Source organism: Bacillus cereus group sp. MYBKT111-2, assembly GCF_051915205.1.
GTDB lineage: Bacteria > Bacillota > Bacilli > Bacillales > Bacillaceae_G > Bacillus_A > Bacillus_A paranthracis.
In genome coordinates, this window is sequence record NZ_JBQAEG010000013.1 from 1 (window position 1) to 20190 (window position 20190).

Here is a 20190-nt window from a genome sequence, read left to right on the forward strand (position 1 = left end):
GTATTAGGCACGCCGCCAGCGTTCATCCTGAGCCAGGATCAAACTCTCCAATAAAGTTAGTTTGTCTAGCATCTAAAATAAAAATTGACGTTTCACGTTGTTTGTTTCGTTCAGTTTTCAAAGAACTAAAAGCGGGTGAAGAGAATCGAACTCTCGACCAGAGCTTGGAAGGCTCTTGTTTTACCACTAAACTACACCCGCGTGGTCGGGAAGACAGGATTTGAACCTGCGACCCCCTGGTCCCAAACCAGGTGCTCTACCAAGCTGAGCCACTTCCCGTAATTGGCGCGCCCGAGAGGAGTCGAACCCCTAACCTCTTGATCCGTAGTCAAACGCTCTATCCAATTGAGCTACGGGCGCTTATTCATGATGTTTTTTCGTCGTTGTGTTTTGGCGACTCAATTATCTTATCATACTACATTTTCAAATGCAAGTACTTTTTAAAAGATTTTTTCGATGCGGCCGAGAGGACTTGAACCTCCACGGGGTTTCCCCCACTAGGCCCTCAACCTAGCGCGTCTGCCGTTCCGCCACGACCGCGCGGAAAAAACAAAAGTGAGCCATGAAGGACTCGAACCTTCGACCCTCTGATTAAAAGTCAGATGCTCTACCAACTGAGCTAATGGCTCGTAAATGGCTGGGCTAGCTGGATTCGAACCAGCGCATGACGGAGTCAAAGTCCGTTGCCTTACCGCTTGGCTATAGCCCATCGAAATGCTTATCTTATTTTCAAAGACAAATGTTATTGTACCATAATGACCAATAAAAAACAACTGCCAATTAGCAGAAGTTAAAATGGCGGTCCCGACCGGGGTCGAACCGGCGATCTCCTGCGTGACAGGCAGGCATGTTAACCACTACACCACGGGACCATTTAATCTTTACATTAATGTCATTTTACTTTTCATTATAATATTATGGTGGAGGATGACGGGATCGAACCGCCGACCCCCTGCTTGTAAGGCAGGTGCTCTCCCAGCTGAGCTAATCCTCCGAAGTGGTGACCCGTACGGGATTCGAACCCGTGTTACCGCCGTGAAAGGGCGGTGTCTTAACCACTTGACCAACGGGCCAATATGAATGGCAGAGAAGAAGGGATTCGAACCCTCGCACCGCGTTCGCGATCTACTCCCTTAGCAGGGGAGCCCCTTGAGCCACTTGGGTACTTCTCTGTATGGCTCCGCAGGTAGGACTCGAACCTACGACCGATCGGTTAACAGCCGATAGCTCTACCACTGAGCTACTGCGGAATAATAAAGACAATTTGTATCTTATAAAAATTCTCATCGTAAGTCAAGAAGTTTTTTCACAACATCTTGTACAAACGTGACATGTTTATAATATACTGGATTGCGTTTTCACTGTCAAGATGTTTTCTTTATCAAGATTAGTTTCCCTTTACACTTTCCGCAGACATATCTTTTTGTATTTATTTGACGCCTCCTTACATATTGAAGTGAGCATTCCATACATTCATACATATAAACCTTTTTTCCCTTCTCTTCATTTATCATTCGTTTACAAAAGCGTGGTGCATCAACTGCCTTTAATAATTCTCGGAAATCCTTATCCCGATGCTTATACCCTCTTCCCGCAATATGTAAGTGATAATGACAAAGTTCATGTTTAACAATCCCAACTAATTCTTCTTTCCCATACATTTCATAATATCGATAATTCAGTTCAATATTATGTGTATTCAACAGATAACGTCCACCAGTTGTACGCAACCTACTATTAAACATTGCTTTATGTAAAAACGGCATTCCGAAATATTGTAGTGATACTTCTTCCACTAGCCGCTGTATTTCTTGCTCATCCATTTTCATTCCTCCTAAACAAAAAAATATTTTTACACTTTTCTCCTCTCTTATACATATATTAAATAGTACATATACCCATCCTCATTCAAGAAGCGTGGTTTCTAAAAACATAGCAAAAATAGAAATCCACTCACCAACCTCTCATCAATAGTACTTTACATTTATGAGAGTAGGATTAAACAAGGAGGGATTCCTATGCCTACATGGCTCAAAAAACAAATGCAACGCGCATATTTTGAAAAAAACCGGTATCAAATTAAATTACTAAATGAATGCTGGTTTTATTATAGTAAAATACATCAAAGTTCCTAATCCATTACACGTTTTATCCTATAAAAAAAGAGCAGTTTCATCTGCTCTCTTCTCTTACTATTCAATCGGCAACATAGATAATGCAACGCGACCTTTTTTCGTATCAATATCATCTACCCATACTTTGACGATTTGTCCGACAGATACAACATCTAACGGATGCTTCACGTATTGTTTGCTTAGTTTAGAAATATGTACTAACCCATCTTGTTTCACACCTACATCAACGAAAGCACCGAAATCAACAACGTTACGAACTGTTCCTTCCAGTTCCATACCACGTTTTAAATCTTCTAATTTCAAAACCCCTTTTTTCAGAAGCGGTTTAGGCAACTCATCCCTCATGTCTCGCTCTGGACTAATGAGTGCATCTATAATATCAACTAATGTTGGTTCTCCAACTCCCGTTTCTTGCGACAACTTAGAAATCTCTACTTCTTCTAAACTCTTTTGTAATTGTGGTTGCCCTACGTCATCTTTCGATAATCCTAGACTCTTCAATAACAATTCAACATTTTTATATTGTTCTGGATGAATACCTGTACGGTCTAACGGATTTGCCCCTTCTAATATACGTAAGAAACCTATACATTGTTCATATGTCTTCGCACCTAGACGTGGTATTTTCTTTAAGTCTGTTCGTTTTGTAAATTTCCCTTCTTCTTCACGCTTTGCTACAATATTTTTCGCAACAGTTTTTGATAAGCCTGAAACATATTGCAACAACGCAACTGAAGCTGTATTTACATTCACACCGACTTGGTTAACTGCCGTCTCTACTACAAACGTTAATGATTCATTTAATCTTTTTTGAGACACATCATGTTGATATTGTCCAACCCCAACTGATTTCGGATCAATCTTTACAAGTTCAGCAAGTGGATCTTGCAGACGTCTACCGATAGAAACCGCACTTCTTTCTTCAACCTGTAAATCTGGGAATTCCTCACGGGCTAAATCAGAAGCCGAATACACACTCGCACCAGCTTCGTTCACAATAATATAGAAGACTTCTCGTTTCACATTTTGTAATACATCAACTATAAATTCTTCTGATTCTCTAGAAGCTGTACCATTCCCAATCGCAATCATTTCAACCTGATATTTATCTATAATAGAAAGAACTTTCGCTTTTGCATCTTCATATTTACGCACTGGTGGATGCGGATAAATAACATCAATATATAGAACTTTCCCCGTATCGTCTACGATAGCTAATTTACAACCCGTTCTATATGCAGGGTCTACAGCTAACACAACCTTTCCTTTCATTGGAGGTTGTAATAACAAATTACGTAAGTTCTCAGAAAAAATATGTATTGCTTGTTCCTCAGCTGTTTCTGTTAATTCTTTTCGAATCTCCCTTTCAATAGAGGATTGAATTAATCGTTTATAACCATCCTCAATTGCTAACTTTACATACTGTGCACTTTTTGAATCGTTATCACGAATTACTTTCTTATATAAGAAAGTTACTATCTCATCTACTGGCGGAACAACAGAAACTCTCAATATATCTTCTTTCTCACCGCGATTCATCGCTAATACACGATGCGGCACGACTTTCTGCAACGGCTCTTCATAATCGTAATACATTTCATATATATTTTTTTCATCTTTCTCTTCATCTTTTACAGCCGAAGACATAACACCTTTTCTAAAAGTAACATTCCGAATCCAACTACGATATGCTGCTTCATCTGAAACGATTTCTGCAATAATATCTTGAGCACCTTGTAATGCCTCTTCTGCAGATTGCACTTCTTTCTCGGCATTTATAAACTCCATTGCCTTCTGATTCGGATCTTCTTTTGTATATAACAATAACCATTCAGCTAATGGCTCTAGTCCTTTTTCTTTTGCAATCGTTGCTTTCGTTCTTCTCTTCTCTTTATATGGACGATATAAATCTTCTACTTCTTGCAACTTTGTAGCTTTCACAATTTGCTGACGTAATTCTCCTGTCAGTTTCCCCTTCTCATCAATAAGACGAAGAACCTCTTCTTTTCTATCTTCAAGCTGCATTATATATTGCCATCTCTCTAAAATTGTACGAATTTGCACTTCATCTAAAGAGCCTGTCCATTCTTTTCGGTAACGAGCAATAAATGGAACTGTGTTACCTTCTTCTGTTAATTGAATAACATGACGAACTTGCTTTTCGGTAAAGCCTAATTCCTTCACTAACATTTTCATTAACGCTTGTCGATTATCTACCATTTCCATATACAACCGCAACCTCCTCTATAATAAAAAAAGTTGCCCTTCAAAGAGAGCAACTTAAACTGCCGATTTAAAAATCTATTAGTCCTAAACTAATTTGTAGCGCTTCATCTACACGAATCATCATCACTTCATCTAAGTGAGTGATTTTGTCCGTTAAGCGCTGCTTATCGATTGTTCGAATCTGCTCAAGTAAAATAACAGAATCTCTCTCAAAACCGTACTTTTTCGCATCAATTTCCACATGAGTGGGTAATTTCGCTTTTTGAATCTGTGCAGTAATAGCCGCTACAATCACCGTTGGACTAAAACGATTTCCGATGTCATTTTGAATGACAAGAACCGGACGAACGCCTCCTTGCTCAGAACCAACAACTGGGGAAAGGTCTGCAAAATACACGTCGCCGCGTTTTACAATCAAAATATTACCCCCCGCTAACTAAGCGTTCTACTGTATGAGCTGCTTCATACTCTGCTAAGAAAGCTTCAGATGCAATACCAAGATTAATTTTTCCCATTTCAATGTACCCACGTCGCATTGATTCATGTTGGTAGCGTTTCTTCGTCTTATGTTGACGCAATAACAGTTGTGTTGCCTGGCAAATTAGTTCATGGCGATTCTTATTCTCTTGTTTTCCAATTCCGTCCAATTCCGTTACCATTTGCTTTGGCAACCGAACCACGATTTCAGTAGTTACACTTGATTCGGACACAAAAATACACCTCCACCGTCAACTACACACCCAAATATATATATGACACCTATTGTAATAATACCATTGTATGGAGCCTGTTGCAAAGACTTCCTTATTCCTTGCTTATGTTTTCCAATTCACAAACAAAACATTCATATTCTTTTATTTTTTATCTCATTACAACAAGAAACGAAAAAGTTTCCGTGCTAAATTCACGTTACATTATGTTAAAAGTAAAGATAAGTAAAAAGCTTCTCGTCAAAAAACGAACTTATTCTTAGCCAACGAAAAGTCCTCTCACATGACAAGAAGCAAATCATACTACCTTCTATATATCATTCAAATAATTGATTACTTCCACAACTTTACCGTTCCGTATAAATATTCTCGGCACACGGAAACTAATCGTTGTAATAATTTCATAATTAATAGTCCCTGAATATTCCGCAACCTCTGTAGCGCTAATATATTCATCTCCTTGCCTTCCAATAAGTGTAACTTTCGTACCAAGAGGCACTTTACAAGGAAGGTGAATCATGAATTGATCCATTGTTACTCGCCCTACAATCGGTACCCTTTTACCATTTACAAGCACTTCAAATCCTTGTAATCTTCTAAGCCAGCCATCTGCATAACCAATTGCAACGGTCGCAATCCATTCTTCCGTCTTCGTTCGATAAGTGACGTTATAACTAATTCCATCCCCTTTAATCACCTGTTTAATATGAGCAACTTTCGTATGCAATGATAGCGCTGGTTCTAATTTAAACGGTAAAAAAGGGCGTATTTCTACAGATGGAGATAACCCATACATCGCAATACCAATTCGTACTGCATTAAATGTAATCCCTTGAAAACGTAGCGTTGCAGCACTATTAGCTGTATGAACAAACTTAGGATCCACTCCGAATTCTTTCAACCAACTTAACTGCTCCAAAAATGTGTTATATTGCTTATCAAAGTAAGAAGTCTCCACCTCATCTGCTGTTGCAAAATGCGTATAAACTCCTTCCAATTCTAAGAATGGTGCACCTTCTAAGCTTTTTAAAAATCCTTTTAATTCTTTACGTTCACGTATTCCAATTCTCCCCATACCACTATCGAAATTAATATGGTATTTCATCGTAGACGAACCATCCCAAAGTTTGATTGCTTCATCTACCCATTCCTTTTGAAAAACAGTTAATGCTACATCATTTTCAGCAGCTACATTTATATCACGAGGAGGAGAAGGACCTAACACCAAAATTGGCGCAGTAATACCAGCTCTTCGAAGCACTAAAGCTTCATCTAAGAACGCAACTGCTAACCTTGTCGCCCCCGCTTCTAATGCTGTTTTAGCCACCGGTACATAATCGTGCCCATATGCATTCCCTTTAACTACGGCAAAAATTTCTACATCACTCGGGATAAATTCTTTAATATGTGTAACGTTGTTATAAATGGCATCTAAATCCACTTCCACCCAAGTGTCACGGTAAAATGGTGCTTCTTCCATAAATACACTTCCTTATACACGATATGCGAAGCTTATTCTTTTATATGCTTCTTTTATGAAATCCACCCTTCAAACTAAGAAAAGACGTGGTGCACATATATCACCACGTCTAAGAAGTTTACTTCACTTGCTTCTCTGTAACTGAACGAGCAACCATTAATAGCTCCTTCGGCTCTAAACCTTTAGACACGAGCATATATTCTACTCCGTTATGCGACCACGTTAAAGAGTCTTTCGTCAATGCTCCAATTGTAAAGCCAAGATCAACCAATTCTCCGCTCACACTTATTGCTGACGAAGCCTCTGCAACTTTTGCCTTTTCTTGTATTAAAGTAAAGGATTTCTTACTTCCAGTGTATGTGAGTATTGCACGCTTGCCACTGTCTGTCTTCAACTCTTTTTCATCTTTCAAAGTCATACCTTGTGGCGTATCACGTGGATATAAAATAGCAAACGGTTTGTCTTCTTTCGCTGTTGTTTGAACATCTACTTGCGCTCTAGACATATTTTGTTTCGTATCAAATGCACCTTTATCAAATTTCGCGTCGAATTTCACTTTAGAGAAATCTACTTTCACAAGAACATTTTGATCATTATCCATTAACTTCACCGAAACTGGCGTTAAATCACTTTTCTTCAACGTAATCTCTTGTCTCGGCAACATGTTTTGATGCTGATAGTTTGTTTTTGTTTTAAAAATATAATGCTTATCTGTTTTTTCAAAAGTAAGGTTTTTCTTATCCTGTAAAATATCTCTCACAAGAGATTCGTATAAATAAGCCTGGCTACTATTTTGTGGCCAATCACTTTGGAAACGGAAACTCTTATTAAGAGCTGGCGTTAATACAAATACTCCTTCTTCATTTCTTAAAATAATTTGGCTTTGATCTTTTTTCGCATTCTGCAAATTCACACGATAAAAAGAAGGTTCCTTATGCCATATTTCTACCTTATACTCCTGAGGCTCATTCCCTGTTTTAATAGATAATTTCGCTTCAGCTTGATAGCTTTTCAACCCTTTTACTTTCGCTTCTAAATCTCTCACAACATCATCTTGTTTCTTTTCCATACAACCGGCCAACACAAAAACGGTTAATAAACCGACAAGAACTAAAAACAGACGCCTTTTCATCACTTCAGCCCCTTTGCCCCTATAAATGAATGGAAGATGTACCTTCCTTATCGCTACCACAAATATATGAGACAAAGATATAAAATATGCAGACTAGCGTGACGAGCTTTCTAAAACAACTTGAGCAACAGCAAATTCCTTACTATGACTAATTGATAAATGAACAATATGTTCTGTACTCGTAATAAGAATCGGCTTCCCTCTATCATCATTTCTCACTTCAATATCTAAAAAACTCACTTCTTTCCCAATACCAGTTCCTACCGCTTTTGAATACGCCTCTTTCGCTGCAAATCTTCCAGCTACAAACTCTGTAAGGCGGCTTCCCTTCAGCCCCTTAGCAACATTACGTTCACTTTCAGTTAAAATACGTTCTATAAATTTAAGCTTTCCATCTAGCATTTTTTCAATTCGATTCAATTCAATAATATCGATTCCAATCCCTACAATCATTTCAAAATCCCCTTCTTCTATTTAGCTTTCTTTTTTCATATTGTAAGAATAACAGAGAATCTTTCTGATGCAAAAGGAGTGATACTCACAATATGCTAATACCATCCGCCCGCATTTCCTTACAACCAATCGTCATCGCTTTACTTCTCGTACAATTAATCATGATTATATTAGGCGATTTTTTCCTCTTTCCTATGGCAGCTTCTAATGAATATATCGCTAAAGGAGAATGGTGGCGTCTCATAACTTCCCTACTCGTACATGTAGACTTACCACATTTTCTTTCTAATAGTATTTGTTTATTCGTCCTTGGCTCTTCTATTGAAAAACAACTAGGCCACTTTTCTTTCATCATTATTTTTTTCCTTTCTGGCATTCTCGGAAATATTTTCTCTTATCTTATTATGCCCCATGAATATATTCATGCCGGGGCATCTGGTGGTATCTTCGGATTGCTAGGTGCACAGTTATTTCTAATGTATAGCCGCTATCGTTCGTCCAATCCAAGAGACATCGCTATTTTTTCAATCATGATATGTATATTACTACTATTCACTTTCTTCAATCCCTCTGCCAACCCTATCAGCCATTTAACAGGATTGATCATTGGTGGTATTTGTACCCCTTTATTAATAAAAAAACTCGATGGTGCAGAGCTCATTTAATATAAAAGCTCGCACCATCGATAATTTCCACATCTGTTTGTTCACTTAAATCCCTCATGAGTTGAAATAAAGACTCATCCTTCATCTTCGCTTCAATCATACAATCAATTTGTGGAACACTTCCCTTTATCTTTTTTAAAAAAGATAAAAAAGTATCTACATCAATAAAGTCCGCATGTGCTCTCGGGTCTTTTCCCTCTCTAGGACTAGAAATGTGCATTTTCACTGGCAACAAAGACGATTCCCACGTATGTACGACACGCGCCCAATCTTCATGCCAATCTTCTCGATCATGATTCATCATATGGTGATGTAAATCAAATACAACGGGAATGCCCAATTTTTCTCCTAAATATAATGTGTCCTCGAGCGTAAAAGTTGTATCATCATTTTCTAACATAATCATTTCCTGAATACCTCTTGGGACATTAGACCAATTTTCTATAAAACGCTCTAATGCAAGCTCTTTATCTTTATATCCGCCCCCAACATGCATTACACATCGTTGCTTATGTTCAATCCCCATACCTTTTAATAATTTTCTATGCATCTGTAACGTCTTTACAGATTGTTTAAAAATATTCTCCTCACCTGAATTGAGTACAACAAAATGATCTGGATGAAAATCAATACGCATATTCATTCGAATAGCGTAATCACCTAGCACTTTTAAATTTTCTTTTAAAGGGCGAATATAATTCCAATCTAACAACTCCTCATGATTCGCTAAAGGAATCAGCTTGGAACTAAGTCGAAAGAACGATATGTCATGTCCTTTATTATGCTTTAATAATCGTAAACAGTTTTCCAAATTCGAATTAGCAATTCTTTCAAGTTTACGAATCGCCGCTTCCCGATCATCTATTTTTTGAAACTGCGCGTACGTCATCGTTTGAGATGGAGATGCATTTTTCAAATGTACACTCATCGCGACATAGCCAAGCCTTACAAGCATGCGGCACCTCATTTCTACATAAGTTATTATGTAGTATGTACAATTACAGAAATAAAAAAAGAGAATGCCGGAAAAGGGCATTCTCTTTTTTTATTATTAAGCTTGTGGCTTACGGCTATGATGTTTTCTTTCGCCGCGTCCGTTTGAAGATCCTGGGCGACCTTGACCTTCACCACGACGACCACGGTTACCATCACGGCTACCTTCACGATTACGATCACGGTTACCGTCACGATTACGACCATCACGATTGCGGTCACGGTTACGACCATCGCCACCGCGTCCATCACGACTACGATTACGGTTACCATCACGGTATCCGCCTCCGTTACCGCCGCGTTTTTTAGAACCGCCACCTCTTGCAACAACTGGTGGTTCTGATGTTAAAGCGATTGGAGTTGTATCTGGCTCTTTTGTCATCATTTTTAAAGCAGCAGCTACTACTGTTACAGAGTCGTTCTCTTCTAACATTTCTTCTGCAATACGCTTGTAGTATGCTAAGTTTTCATTTTCAATTGTGCTTTGAAGTTTTTCAGCGATTAAACGTTGTTGACCTTCTAGTGCCTCGTCAAGTGTCGGTGCATCCATACGGTCCATTTTACGTTTTGTTGTACGCTCGATATTTTTTAATTGTCCAGATTCACGTGGTGTCACAAATAGCATTGCAATACCTTTTTTACCTGCACGACCAGTACGGCCAATACGGTGAACGTATGATTCTGGATCTTGTGGAATATCGAAGTTATATACGTGTGTTACGCCTGAAATATCAAGACCACGTGCAGCAACGTCTGTTGCAACAAGAACTTCAATAGAACCTTCTTTAAACTTACGTAATACAGACATACGTTTCGCCTGAGTTAAATCACCATGGATACCTTCTGCAGCATAACCACGTAAATTTAATGCTTCTGATAATTCATCAACACGACGCTTTGTACGACCGAATACAATCGCAAGCTCTGGAGATTGTATGTCTAATAAGCGTGTTAATACATCAAACTTTTTCTTTTCTTGCACTTCTAAATAGAACTGCTGAATGTTTGGCATTGTTACTTCTTTTGCTTTTACTTTAATGTGTTGAGGCTCAGTCATGAAACGCTCAGCAATACGACGGATTGGGTCCGGCATTGTCGCTGAGAATAGTAATGTTTGATGTGTTTCTGGCACATCTGTTAAAATTGCTTCAATATCTTCAATGAAGCCCATGTTTAACATTTCATCCGCTTCGTCAAGAACAACTGTCTCTACGTTTTGTAAGCGAAGTGTTTTACGGTTAATATGATCTAAAATACGACCCGGCGTACCAACAATAATGTGTGGGTGTTTTTTTAGAGCACGAATTTGGCGGTTAATATCTTGACCACCGTAAATTGGTAAAATACGAACGCGTTTATGTTTACCAATTTTGTATAGCTCTTCTCCAACTTGAATTGCTAATTCACGCGTTGGCGCGATAACAATACCTTGAACCGATTCTTTATGTGTATCCACTTTATCTAATAGTGGTAATCCGAATGCTGCTGTTTTCCCTGTACCTGTTTGTGCTTGCCCAATAATATCCTTACCTTGCAATGCATGTGGAATTGTTTCAGCTTGAATTGGCGTAGCCTCTTCAAAGCCCATACTTTCAACAGATTGCAGTAAAGAATCACTTAATCCTAATTCTCGAAATGTTGTCAATGTTACTTCTCCTTTTCTATCCTATACTTATCATTTAAAAAAAGGCGTTTTCCGAATTTGCGGAAAAGCCCTTTTCCTGAATGCTCACGTATATAAACGGGCGTATATTCTTCACGAAAATACTTCTAAACGTTATTACACTTTATCAATTATAAGTTTTGTATGTGTAAAAAGCAAACCCAACTGTTACCTTATTTTCATATTCAGAGGTTTTTTCTTCACTTTTATTTTTTTATATTTACTGTAAGCGCTTATTATAAGTTTCTTCTTTTTTCGTTGCTATCATCCCTATTTATATACACCAATTATTTCAACATCGTAATTACTTCTTCCAATTTCATACCGCGAGATGCTTTGACTAATACAACATCTTTTGCATCGACTACTCCTTGCAACTCTTTTACTAACTCTTCTTTATTATCATAAGCCTTTACACGTTCGTTAGGGAAATTAATTTTCGCTCCCTCAGCAATTTGAGCTCCTAATTTACCATATGTGAACACATAGGAGATTTTTGCTGGATCAATTAATTTACCTACTTCATAATGAAACTGCACTTCTTGATCTCCAAGCTCTAACATATCACCGAGAACAACAATTTTCTTAGAGAATCCATCTAAACCATTCATTAGGTGGAATGCCGCTTCCATAGCTGTTGGACTTGCATTATAGGCATCATTGATAATTGTTAATCCACTATTTGTTTTTACAATTTCCATACGCATGCCTGTCATTTGAAGTGTTACTAAACCTTCTTTCATCTCTTCCCACGTTACACCAAAATGTTTCGCAATTGCCATAGAAGCAAGCGTATTATACACATTGTGTTTCCCTAATACTGGTAGATAGAATGAAATGTTTTCTTCTCTATTCATTTTAAAGTGTGTCCCAGTTGCTTGTAACGTTACAGTCGTTGGATAATAATCATTTGCTCTAGCATCACCAAACGTAACTGTTTCAGCTATTAGATTCATTTCAGGAACACGATTCGTTAATAATGGCTCATCTCCATTATATACGAACACTCCACCTTCTTGTAATCCTGTCACAATTTCTAATTTCGCTTCAGCAATTGCCTCGCGAGAGCCTAAGTCCATTAAATGCGCTTCACCAATGTTCGTAATGATAGCTGCATTTGGACGAGCTAACTTAGATAAGAATTCAATTTCCCCACGGCTTGACATTCCCATTTCTAATACAGCTACTTCTGTATTTTCTTCTAAGTTTAAAATAGTAAGAGGTAGCCCGATATGATTATTGAAGTTTCCTTCTGTTTTTTGAACTTTGAATTTAGTCGCAAGAAGACTTGTTACAATATCTTTTGTAGATGTTTTACCGTTACTACCTGTCACACCAATCACTTTAACATCCAATTGGTCGCGATAGTTTTTTGCTAAAATTTGTAATGCTGATAGCGTGTCTTCTACAAAAATAACCGGAAGATTCTCAGGTGGATTTGCTACATCTTTCATCCATAATGTCGCCACAGCTCCATTTTCAACAGCTTTATCTACAAAAGCATGTCCATCGAAACGTTCACCTTGAATCGGAACATATAAGTTTCCTTTTTCGATTTTTCTCGTATCAATAGACACTCCTTGTATAGTAATTCCCTCATACTGCTCTGCTAATCCCGTACCATTTGTCATTTGTTCTACTTGTTTTAACGTTCGATTTATCATAAAAACACTCCTTACATAGAGGAAGCACTATTCCTTCGAATAGTGCCTCCTCCTTTTTTTGTTAGATTGTATATTTAATTTTTTGTTTTTCTTCGTGACGCTCCATTGCTAAACGAATTAGCTCTTCAATTAATTCCGGATATGGTAATCCAGTATGTTGCCATAGTAGAGGGAACATACTAAACGGCGTAAATCCTGGCATCGTATTCACTTCGTTAATGTATACTTCTCCATCTTTCGTTAAGAAGAAATCAGCTCGCGTTAAGCCAGCACCATCTAACGATTGGAATGCAACAATCGCATCTCGCTTAATAACATTAGACTCTTCTTCTGTCATTTCAGCTGGAATAATTAACGCTGTATCACCATCGATGTATTTCGACTTATAATCATAGAAGTCTTTTTTAGGTACGATTTCACCTACAACTGAACATTTCGGTTCATCATTACCTAGTACACCAACTTCTACTTCACGTCCAACGATATTTTCTTCCACAATAATTTTACGGTCAAATTGGAATGCCTCTTCAAATGCATTCTCAAGTTCTTCACGATTTTTACACTTATTAATCCCAACACTTGAACCAAGGTTTGCTGGTTTTACGAAGCAAGGGTATCCTAATACTTCTTCTACTTTTTCATATGCTGTTTCACGATCTTTTTCCCATCCGCTACGAATGAATGATGCATATTTTGCTTGTTTCAATCCAGCTTCTGCAAAGATGTTTTTCATAACAACTTTATCCATACCAGCAGCAGATGCTAGAACACCATTTCCTACATAAGGAATGTTCATTAATTCTAATAATCCTTGAACCGTTCCATCTTCACCATTTGGTCCATGTAGTAATGGGAAAATAACGTCGATAGCATTTTCCTCAGCATTTGCAGATGGAATGATTTCTGTGCTTAATGATAGCGGAGAAATCGCATTTTCTGCACCGCTCATTTTTAGAACTTCAACATTTGTTACTTCGCCTTCAATACGCTCACCGCGCACCCATTGACCTTTTTCTGTAATATAAATTGGATGAATCTCGAATTTATCTTGATTTAATGCTTTAATAGCAGCAAGAGCCGTTTGTAGCGAAACTTGATGCTCAGCTGATTTTCCACCATATAATAAACCTAATTTAATTTTTGTCACTGAAATCACCCTAACCAATTGTTTTCATTTTTCTATTTTAGCACTTTTTATAAAAATAGGTAGTTCCTATTTGAAATAAAATGCAACTTCCACAAATAATTAAATGACACCACTTATTGGTTTTCTATACTTTTTCCACTTAAATTTCTTCATAAATATATAAAATTGCAATCCAACCTAGTTATGTACCTAAAATATGTAGAAATCCCCTTTTTGTGTATGTCATCTAATTATTAAGAAGATTGTTTGGTTAGTGTGCTTTTTTGCCTTTGTTCAACGAGACGGTCTAAAGAAATATATACAATACCTGCAACTACACAACCGACAGCTAAAATTGTAAATAAAAAGTGGCCAAGTAATCGGTCTAATAAAAAACCTCCAAGAAGTGGGCCGAATGCACTTCCTGTAATCCACTGCAAACTTGCAGCTCCCATATAAGTCCCCCTCAAATGCTCAGGAGCCAAATTCGCTACAAACGTCATCTGTACAGGCGACATAATCATCTCACCTAACGTATATATGGCATATACAAACAGTAAAGTTATTAAAATAATTGTAGCATTTGTATCAAGTCCTCCAAACCACTTCGGTAACCACCCTATAAAAAATAAACCAATCCCAAACAAACATGCACCATATAACATCGTCTTTCCAACAGGTTTATCTGTGACCCATTTTGAAATTTGAAATTGGAACAACACAACTAATAGTCCATTTAAAGCCATTAAATATGGATATGGATTGTTAGTTCCAAAAATACCTTTCATTTCATTGTCAAAGTGCAGTGGCAACATGCCTTCTGTTTGAGAAAATCCCATCGAAATAATGATACCTGCTAATAAATAAATCATGAGTGCCTTATCTCGCAATACAATTTTCCACACTGCTCCTGATTCTTTTTCTGTATCACCTTCTTTATTCGTACTCTTTGGCATTGTCTCTTGAATAAGGACGAATACAAGTAATGCATAAAATAACATCGTAGATGCGGCAATAATAAACACAAGGTTCTTCGATAACATAACTACTGAAGCCCCCATTATCGGACCAATTGCAGCACCTATATTGTGTCCCATTCGCAATAAACCATATGCTTCTGTTCTTTTTTCTGGCGCTGTTACATCCGCAACCATCGCTGATGCAGCTGGATGAAATAGCGAATTACTTAACCCTAAAAAAATTGATAAAATCGCATACGGAATAAATCCTTCTATAAATAAAAAACCGAGCATGAATACTGCATTACTCACCATCGAAAATATCATAATCGGCTTTCTTCCATATATATCAGCGATTCTTCCCCCTATAATGGATCCAAAACTCGCAGCAATTGGAGAAAGCGCCATAATAACTCCGACCTGTAATAATGAATCTACCTTGTCTTTTAAATATAACGCAAAGAAAGGCATCAACATCATCATTGCAATTCCATTTAACGTCTCACCAATAAACCGAATCCATACGTTACGGTCCATCTCCCTTAATTCACGCCACGTATTCTTCATAAATTCCCCCCTTAGTTCCCCAACAATTATATTATATATAGAATCAGAAAAATACAAATTTTCAAACTAAAAATTACCACATTAATCTTTGTCGAAATAAGTAGAAACTCTTATGAATACGCATTATCTTGATCATCCTTTCTATATATCTTTCTATAACTTTTTTTGGTATTATTATACATGTCGATTCCATAAAAGAGGCATGCTCCGTTATTGAGCATGCCTCTTTTTACTTATTTCACAGTATACGATCCCTCTTCAATCCAGCTATACATATATTTTTCATCTTCTGTTTCATGTGCTTGTTTTACAATACGAAGCGGACGGAATGTATCTATCATAACAGCTAATTCAAGCGTTTCTTTTTTCCCTATACTCGCCTCTGTTTTCCCAGGATGTGGCCCATGAGGAATGCCGCTCGGATGAAGTGTAATAGACCCTTCCTCCACACCTTTTCGGCTCATAAAGTTACCTTCTACATAGTACAGTACTTCATCGCTATTCACGTTACTATGATAATACGGTGCCGGAATAGATTCTGGATGATAGTCATATAAACGTGGTACGAAAGAACAAATAACAAAATTGTGACCCTCGAACGTTTGATGTACTGGAGGTGGCTGATGAATACGACCTGTGATTGGCTCAAAATCCTCAACATTAAAGACCCACGGATATAAATAACCATCCCAACCAACAACGTCTAACGGATGGTGCCCTAAAACATGTTTATGCATATACCCTCGCGACTTTGTCATTACGACAAACTCACCTTTTTCATCATACGTCTCTAATTTTTCAGGGCCACGAATATCCCTCTCACAAAACGGGCTATGCTCTAACAATTGTCCATATTCATTACGATAGCGCCGCGGTGTAGTAATTTGACTATTTGCCTCTACAACAAGAAACTTAGTCTCTCCTTCATCTGGAATAACACGATAAATCGTTCCAATTGGGATTGTTACATAATCACCTTTTCGATAGTGAATCGTTCCGAACATTGTTTCAATTTTCCCTGTTCCGTAATGGACAAACAACATTTCATCACCATCACCGTTACGGTAGAAATAGTCCATTTTTTCTGTTGGAGTCACTACTCCGATTAATAAATCCTCATTCCCAAGTATAAAGTTTCTTCCGCTTACTGCATCACCACTTTTTTTATTTTCTTTCGTGCGAAAGTGACGATGAGAAAGAGCAACATCTTCTTCATACTGCAACTGACAAGAATGAGATAATGCCGCATGCCCTACTTCCGTTGGCATATAATGATGATACAAAATAGATTGCGTACCAGAAAAACCTTTTGTTCCCATTACCTGTTCACGATAAAGTGATCCATCTTTTTTACGGAATTGTACATGTCGTTTATGAGGTAGCTCCCCCATGTGACGATAAAACATGCTCATCACCTGCTTCCTTTTCTTTTTTGACCGTATTACGTAATGTACCTAAACCAGTAATCGTAAGCTCTACCACATCACCATCTTGCAGCCACTCTTCTGTACCCAGTTCTAAAATACAACCTGTTCCTACTGTTCCAGAACCAATCACATCACCTGGGTATAACGTAACGTCTTCCGAAGCACGTTCAATCATTTCAGCAAATGTATAGTAAATATCCCGGAAGTTCCCTTTTGATAATAGCTTTCCATTCACATGAGCAGTCATCTCTAACTCATAACGGTCACCGTTGCGATAAATATCTAATTCCTCTTTCGTAACAAGGTGCGCTCCTAATGAAGTTGCAAAATCTTTTCCTTTCGCTGGACCAAGTCCTACCTTCATTTCTGTTGCTTGTAAGTCCCTTGCACTCCAATCATTCATAATACAATAACCAAAAATGTATTCCTCTGCTTGCTCACGAGAAATATTTCTTCCTTCTTTCCCGATTACGCAAGCAATCTCTAACTCATAATCAAGTTTTTCAGATTTTTTCGGACCAATTACAACATCATTCGGACCAATTACAGCACGATGGTTCGTAAAATAAAAAACCGGGATATCATACCATTCTGGTACAACATCTAGCCCTCTTCGGCCACGTGCCGTTTTTACATGCTGCTCAAACGCGTAAAAATCCCTAATACTACTCGGATTAGGAATCGCTGCTGCTAATTGCACTTCCTCTAAAGAATATATGCCCTTTTCCGGGTTCTTAATATTACGCAATACTTCTACATACTCATCCGCTTTCTCTAAAAAGGCGAACATAGAAGAAGGTAATTTCCCATCACTAGCAAGATTCATATCGATTACTTTGTCACCTTCAAGCCATCCAGCTCGCATTTCTTTTGAAGGAAGACGAAATGTAACAAATTTCATCATGATTCCTCCTTATGAAAATGAAATTTCCACCAGCAAAAGAATGATTGCTGGTGGATATAAATTTTATAAATTCCCGCGACGCTCTTGTTCTCTTTCAATTGATTCGAATAACGCTTTAAAGTTTCCTTCTCCAAATCCACGAGAACCTTTACGCTGAATGATTTCAATAAATAAAGTTGGACGATCTACAATTGGTTTCGTAAAGATTTGTAGTAAGTATCCTTCATCATCGCGATCTACTAAAATCTTTAATTCTTTCAACTTATCAATTTCCTCATCAATTTTTCCAACTCGTGCAGTTAACTCATCATAATAAGTATCTGGTGTATCTAAAAACTCCACACCATTTGCACGTAGCGCTTCTACTGTTTTAACAATGTCATTTGTTAGTAAAGCAAGATGCTGTACACCTGCTCCATTATAGAACTCTAGATATTCTTGAATTTGTGATTTTCTCTTTCCATCCGCTGGCTCGTTAATAGGGAACTTAATACGACTTCCATTTGTCATAACCTTCGACATTAATGCTGAATACTCTGTACTAATATCATCATCATCAAAATGGATCATTTGTTTAAAGCCCATAACGTTCTCGTAATAACTAACCCACTCTTCCATCTTTTCAACATTACCAACTACATGGTCTACAGCAATTAAACCTGACTCTTCAAATGGAATATTAAACTCAGCCTTTTGGAATCCTGGCATAAATGTCCCTTTATAATTTTTACGCTCTACAAGCGTATGAATTGTATCACCATACGTACCAATAACTGCTTTTTTCAATGTACCGTTCTCATCTGTTAACTCTACAGGCGGAGCAATTGCGACGGCACCACGTTTCACCGCTTCTGAGTATGCTTTATCAACATCGTCAACAAGTAATGCCACATCTTTCACGCCATCACCATGAGTCTTTACAAACTCTGCAATACGATTGTCACTACTTAAAGCCCCAGACACAACGAAACGCATATTTTTTTGCACAAGAACATAAGATACCTTTTCACGATTACCCGTTTCTAATCCAGAGTAAGCCACAATTTTGAATCCGAATGCTCTCGCAAGATAATAACTTGATTGCTTTGCATTTCCTACGTAAAATTCCAAATGATCTACATCACGTACTGGAAAAAAGTCCTCCATTTGTGCAGCTAGCGTATCCATAGATTTTTGTTTCATAAAATCCTCATCCCCCTGTAAATAGATTAAATGGTTCATACTTAAAACCAACCGAAAACGCTTCCAACATCAATTGATAGAAATTAGTTAGCAAGCTAACAAATTCTGACCTTTAAAATTTTCTATCTTTTCTGTCAAATTCCTCTTTTTTTCTTACATATAAAATTCGACTTTTTTCTCTTTAAAATAAAGGGGGCTATTCATACTTGAAGGGATATATAGAAGAAAAATAAAAAAGACTCCAACATATTAATTACTTACTAATATGCTAGAGTCTTTATTTTTTTTGAATGATTGTATTTATATGTCTCATACTAATACTTTTGCAAGGAATAGAATAAATGATGTTAATACTACCGCTCCACCTAATGATCCTAATAAATCTGTTTTTGTTACTTGTAACACTTGCTCACCGTTCATATTCCTCATTCTCCTTTCATTTTGTATAATGTAAAACTTCTATTATACTAATACACTTGATAGAAATACGATTAATGCTGTTAATACTACCGCTCCACTTGCTGATCCTACGAAGTCACCTTTTGTTACTTGTAATACTTGCTCTTTCATTTTGCATTCTCCTCTCATTTTTCTTTTGTTACAAAGTTTTTATTATACTAACACGCTTGATAGAAATACGATTAATGCTGTTAATACTACTGCTCCACTTGCTGATCCTACGAAGTCACCTTTTGTTACTTGTAATACTTGCTCTTTCATATCTTTCATTCTCCCTTCTTTTTTCCTTTGTTACAAAACTTCTATTATACTAATACGCTTGATAGGAATACGATTAACGCTGTTAATACTACTGCTCCACTTGCTGATCCTACGAAGTCACCTTTTGTTACTTGTAATACTTGCTCTTTCATTTTGCATTCTCCTCTCTTTTTCTTTTTTACAA

General features: G+C 37.4%; 21 protein-coding genes and 11 tRNA genes. 2 read left to right on the top strand and 30 right to left on the bottom strand.

The window, feature by feature from the left end; translation table 11 throughout:
- Positions 1-130: 130 nt before the first annotated feature.
- The 12 genes from ACTFNE_RS24955 to ACTFNE_RS25010 all read right to left on the bottom strand — a co-directional run bounded on the left by ACTFNE_RS24955 (position 131) and on the right by ACTFNE_RS25010 (position 1823).
- A tRNA-Gly gene (locus tag ACTFNE_RS24955) sits at positions 131-201 on the bottom strand.
- A gap of 1 nt (position 202) precedes the next feature.
- A tRNA-Pro gene (locus ACTFNE_RS24960) sits at positions 203-279 on the bottom strand.
- Positions 280-283: 4 nt separating this feature from the next.
- A tRNA-Arg gene (locus ACTFNE_RS24965) sits at positions 284-360 on the bottom strand.
- Positions 361-457: 97 nt separating this feature from the next.
- Positions 458-540 (bottom strand) — tRNA-Leu (locus ACTFNE_RS24970).
- 16 nt (positions 541-556) lie between these two features.
- A tRNA-Lys gene (locus ACTFNE_RS24975) sits at positions 557-629 on the bottom strand.
- Between the two features lie 5 nt (positions 630-634).
- A tRNA-Gln gene (locus ACTFNE_RS24980) sits at positions 635-709 on the bottom strand.
- Positions 710-796: 87 nt separating this feature from the next.
- Positions 797-872 (bottom strand) — tRNA-Asp (locus ACTFNE_RS24985).
- A gap of 46 nt (positions 873-918) precedes the next feature.
- Positions 919-994, bottom strand: a tRNA-Val gene (locus ACTFNE_RS24990).
- A gap of 4 nt (positions 995-998) precedes the next feature.
- Positions 999-1073, bottom strand: a tRNA-Glu gene (locus tag ACTFNE_RS24995).
- A gap of 8 nt (positions 1074-1081) precedes the next feature.
- Positions 1082-1172: transfer RNA gene (locus tag ACTFNE_RS25000), tRNA-Ser, on the bottom strand.
- Between the two features lie 3 nt (positions 1173-1175).
- Positions 1176-1250, bottom strand: a tRNA-Asn gene (locus ACTFNE_RS25005).
- A 114-nt stretch (positions 1251-1364) separates the two neighbouring features.
- Complete coding sequence (locus ACTFNE_RS25010) at positions 1365-1823, bottom strand: SprT family protein (protein WP_000344246.1); 459 nt, start codon at positions 1821-1823, stop codon at positions 1365-1367.
- Between the two features lie 195 nt (positions 1824-2018).
- Here ACTFNE_RS25010 and cmpA point away from each other — a divergent pair, with 195 nt between their 5' ends.
- Positions 2019-2135: a cortex morphogenetic protein CmpA gene (cmpA, locus tag ACTFNE_RS25015; RefSeq protein ID WP_001143642.1), complete on the top strand. Its 117-nt coding sequence runs from the start codon at positions 2019-2021 to the stop codon at positions 2133-2135.
- A gap of 57 nt (positions 2136-2192) precedes the next feature.
- Here the strand turns inward: cmpA and ACTFNE_RS25020 are convergent, their stop codons facing one another.
- The 6 genes from ACTFNE_RS25020 to acpS form a co-directional block, all read right to left on the bottom strand.
- Complete coding sequence (locus ACTFNE_RS25020; protein WP_046199356.1) at positions 2193-4361, bottom strand: Tex family protein; 2169 nt, start codon at positions 4359-4361, stop codon at positions 2193-2195.
- Between the two features lie 67 nt (positions 4362-4428).
- Entirely contained in the window at positions 4429-4779 is a 351-nt protein-coding gene (gene ndoA / locus ACTFNE_RS25025; protein ID WP_000635963.1) for a type II toxin-antitoxin system endoribonuclease NdoA, read from the bottom strand.
- Between the two features lie 4 nt (positions 4780-4783).
- Positions 4784-5071, bottom strand: a complete 288-nt coding sequence (locus ACTFNE_RS25030; RefSeq protein ID WP_000004570.1) for an antitoxin EndoAI — start codon at positions 5069-5071, stop codon at positions 4784-4786.
- Positions 5072-5381: 310 nt separating this feature from the next.
- Positions 5382-6551 (bottom strand): alanine racemase, encoded by a 1170-nt coding sequence (gene alr / locus ACTFNE_RS25035; protein WP_000390601.1) that lies wholly within the window; start codon positions 6549-6551, stop codon positions 5382-5384.
- Positions 6552-6669: 118 nt separating this feature from the next.
- On the bottom strand, positions 6670-7620 hold the full coding sequence (locus tag ACTFNE_RS25040) for a LolA family protein (RefSeq protein WP_025388382.1): 951 nt from the start codon (positions 7618-7620) through the stop codon (positions 6670-6672).
- A 156-nt stretch (positions 7621-7776) separates the two neighbouring features.
- The gene (gene acpS / locus ACTFNE_RS25045) at positions 7777-8136 is read right to left on the bottom strand and encodes a holo-ACP synthase (protein WP_046199355.1); all 360 of its coding nucleotides are present in this window, start codon (positions 8134-8136) and stop codon (positions 7777-7779) included.
- A gap of 92 nt (positions 8137-8228) precedes the next feature.
- On the opposite strand from acpS, the gene ACTFNE_RS25050 reads away from it, so the two are divergent.
- A complete protein-coding gene (locus ACTFNE_RS25050; protein WP_046199354.1) occupies positions 8229-8801 on the top strand; it encodes a rhomboid family intramembrane serine protease in 573 nt (190 codons plus the stop codon).
- Here the strand turns inward: ACTFNE_RS25050 and uvsE are convergent.
- The 12 genes from uvsE to ACTFNE_RS25110 form a co-directional block, all read right to left on the bottom strand.
- Positions 8794-9756: a UV DNA damage repair endonuclease UvsE gene (uvsE, locus tag ACTFNE_RS25055; protein ID WP_046199353.1), complete on the bottom strand. Its 963-nt coding sequence runs from the start codon at positions 9754-9756 to the stop codon at positions 8794-8796. The two genes, ACTFNE_RS25050 and uvsE, sit on opposite strands and share 8 nt — an antisense overlap.
- Before the next feature lie 96 nt (positions 9757-9852).
- On the bottom strand, positions 9853-11439 hold the full coding sequence (locus ACTFNE_RS25060) for a DEAD/DEAH box helicase (protein WP_000206583.1): 1587 nt from the start codon (positions 11437-11439) through the stop codon (positions 9853-9855).
- Positions 11440-11744: 305 nt separating this feature from the next.
- Positions 11745-13121, bottom strand: coding sequence for a UDP-N-acetylmuramoyl-tripeptide--D-alanyl-D-alanine ligase (gene murF, locus ACTFNE_RS25065; protein WP_046199352.1), 1377 nt, complete (start codon positions 13119-13121; stop codon positions 11745-11747).
- A gap of 61 nt (positions 13122-13182) precedes the next feature.
- Positions 13183-14268 (bottom strand): D-alanine--D-alanine ligase, encoded by a 1086-nt coding sequence (locus ACTFNE_RS25070; protein ID WP_046199351.1) that lies wholly within the window; start codon positions 14266-14268, stop codon positions 13183-13185.
- Positions 14269-14501: 233 nt separating this feature from the next.
- Positions 14502-15773, bottom strand: a complete 1272-nt coding sequence (locus ACTFNE_RS25075) for an MDR family MFS transporter (protein ID WP_046199350.1) — start codon at positions 15771-15773, stop codon at positions 14502-14504.
- A gap of 233 nt (positions 15774-16006) precedes the next feature.
- Positions 16007-17179 carry a homogentisate 1,2-dioxygenase gene (locus tag ACTFNE_RS25080; RefSeq protein ID WP_000499919.1) on the bottom strand — a complete coding sequence of 391 codons (1173 nt, stop codon included), beginning with the start codon at positions 17177-17179 and terminating at the stop codon, positions 16007-16009.
- Positions 17145-18101, bottom strand: a complete 957-nt coding sequence (locus ACTFNE_RS25085; RefSeq protein ID WP_046199349.1) for a fumarylacetoacetate hydrolase family protein — start codon at positions 18099-18101, stop codon at positions 17145-17147. Before ACTFNE_RS25085 ends, ACTFNE_RS25080 begins: the two co-directional genes overlap by 35 nt.
- Before the next feature lie 66 nt (positions 18102-18167).
- The gene (gene hppD, locus ACTFNE_RS25090; RefSeq protein ID WP_046199348.1) at positions 18168-19286 is read right to left on the bottom strand and encodes a 4-hydroxyphenylpyruvate dioxygenase; all 1119 of its coding nucleotides are present in this window, start codon (positions 19284-19286) and stop codon (positions 18168-18170) included.
- A 309-nt stretch (positions 19287-19595) separates the two neighbouring features.
- Complete coding sequence (locus ACTFNE_RS25095; protein WP_001993573.1) at positions 19596-19715, bottom strand: DUF3948 family protein; 120 nt, start codon at positions 19713-19715, stop codon at positions 19596-19598.
- Between the two features lie 33 nt (positions 19716-19748).
- A complete protein-coding gene (locus ACTFNE_RS25100; RefSeq protein ID WP_000664237.1) occupies positions 19749-19856 on the bottom strand; it encodes a DUF3948 family protein in 108 nt (35 codons plus the stop codon).
- 42 nt (positions 19857-19898) lie between these two features.
- A complete protein-coding gene (locus tag ACTFNE_RS25105) occupies positions 19899-20015 on the bottom strand; it encodes a DUF3948 family protein (RefSeq protein ID WP_000654250.1) in 117 nt (38 codons plus the stop codon).
- Between the two features lie 35 nt (positions 20016-20050).
- Positions 20051-20158: a DUF3948 family protein gene (locus ACTFNE_RS25110; RefSeq protein ID WP_000664237.1), complete on the bottom strand. Its 108-nt coding sequence runs from the start codon at positions 20156-20158 to the stop codon at positions 20051-20053.
- Positions 20159-20190 lie beyond the last annotated feature (32 nt).

What these genes read in the sequence shown, in the direction of transcription:
- ACTFNE_RS25010 (WP_000344246.1), bottom strand. Translation starts at nt 1,823, where the DNA reads ATGGATGAGCAAGAAATACAGCGGCTAGTGGAAGAAGTATCACTACAA.
- cmpA (WP_001143642.1), top strand. Translation starts at nt 2,019, where the DNA reads ATGCCTACATGGCTCAAAAAACAAATGCAACGCGCATATTTTGAAAAA.
- ACTFNE_RS25020 (WP_046199356.1), bottom strand. Translation starts at nt 4,361, where the DNA reads ATGGAAATGGTAGATAATCGACAAGCGTTAATGAAAATGTTAGTGAAG.
- alr (WP_000390601.1), bottom strand. Translation starts at nt 6,551, where the DNA reads ATGGAAGAAGCACCATTTTACCGTGACACTTGGGTGGAAGTGGATTTA.
- ACTFNE_RS25040 (WP_025388382.1), bottom strand. Translation starts at nt 7,620, where the DNA reads ATGGAAAAGAAACAAGATGATGTTGTGAGAGATTTAGAAGCGAAAGTA.
- acpS (WP_046199355.1), bottom strand. Translation starts at nt 8,136, where the DNA reads ATGATTGTAGGGATTGGAATCGATATTATTGAATTGAATCGAATTGAA.
- ACTFNE_RS25050 (WP_046199354.1), top strand. Translation starts at nt 8,229, where the DNA reads ATGCTAATACCATCCGCCCGCATTTCCTTACAACCAATCGTCATCGCT.
- uvsE (WP_046199353.1), bottom strand. Translation starts at nt 9,756, where the DNA reads ATGCTTGTAAGGCTTGGCTATGTCGCGATGAGTGTACATTTGAAAAAT.
- murF (WP_046199352.1), bottom strand. Translation starts at nt 13,121, where the DNA reads ATGATAAATCGAACGTTAAAACAAGTAGAACAAATGACAAATGGTACG.
- ACTFNE_RS25075 (WP_046199350.1), bottom strand. Translation starts at nt 15,773, where the DNA reads ATGAAGAATACGTGGCGTGAATTAAGGGAGATGGACCGTAACGTATGG.
- ACTFNE_RS25080 (WP_000499919.1), bottom strand. Translation starts at nt 17,179, where the DNA reads ATGTTTTATCGTCACATGGGGGAGCTACCTCATAAACGACATGTACAA.
- ACTFNE_RS25085 (WP_046199349.1), bottom strand. Translation starts at nt 18,101, where the DNA reads ATGAAATTTGTTACATTTCGTCTTCCTTCAAAAGAAATGCGAGCTGGA.
- hppD (WP_046199348.1), bottom strand. Translation starts at nt 19,286, where the DNA reads ATGAAACAAAAATCTATGGATACGCTAGCTGCACAAATGGAGGACTTT.
- ACTFNE_RS25095 (WP_001993573.1), bottom strand. Translation starts at nt 19,715, where the DNA reads ATGAGGAATATGAACGGTGAGCAAGTGTTACAAGTAACAAAAACAGAT.
- ACTFNE_RS25100 (WP_000664237.1), bottom strand. Translation starts at nt 19,856, where the DNA reads ATGAAAGAGCAAGTATTACAAGTAACAAAAGGTGACTTCGTAGGATCA.
- ACTFNE_RS25105 (WP_000654250.1), bottom strand. Translation starts at nt 20,015, where the DNA reads ATGAAAGATATGAAAGAGCAAGTATTACAAGTAACAAAAGGTGACTTC.
- ACTFNE_RS25110 (WP_000664237.1), bottom strand. Translation starts at nt 20,158, where the DNA reads ATGAAAGAGCAAGTATTACAAGTAACAAAAGGTGACTTCGTAGGATCA.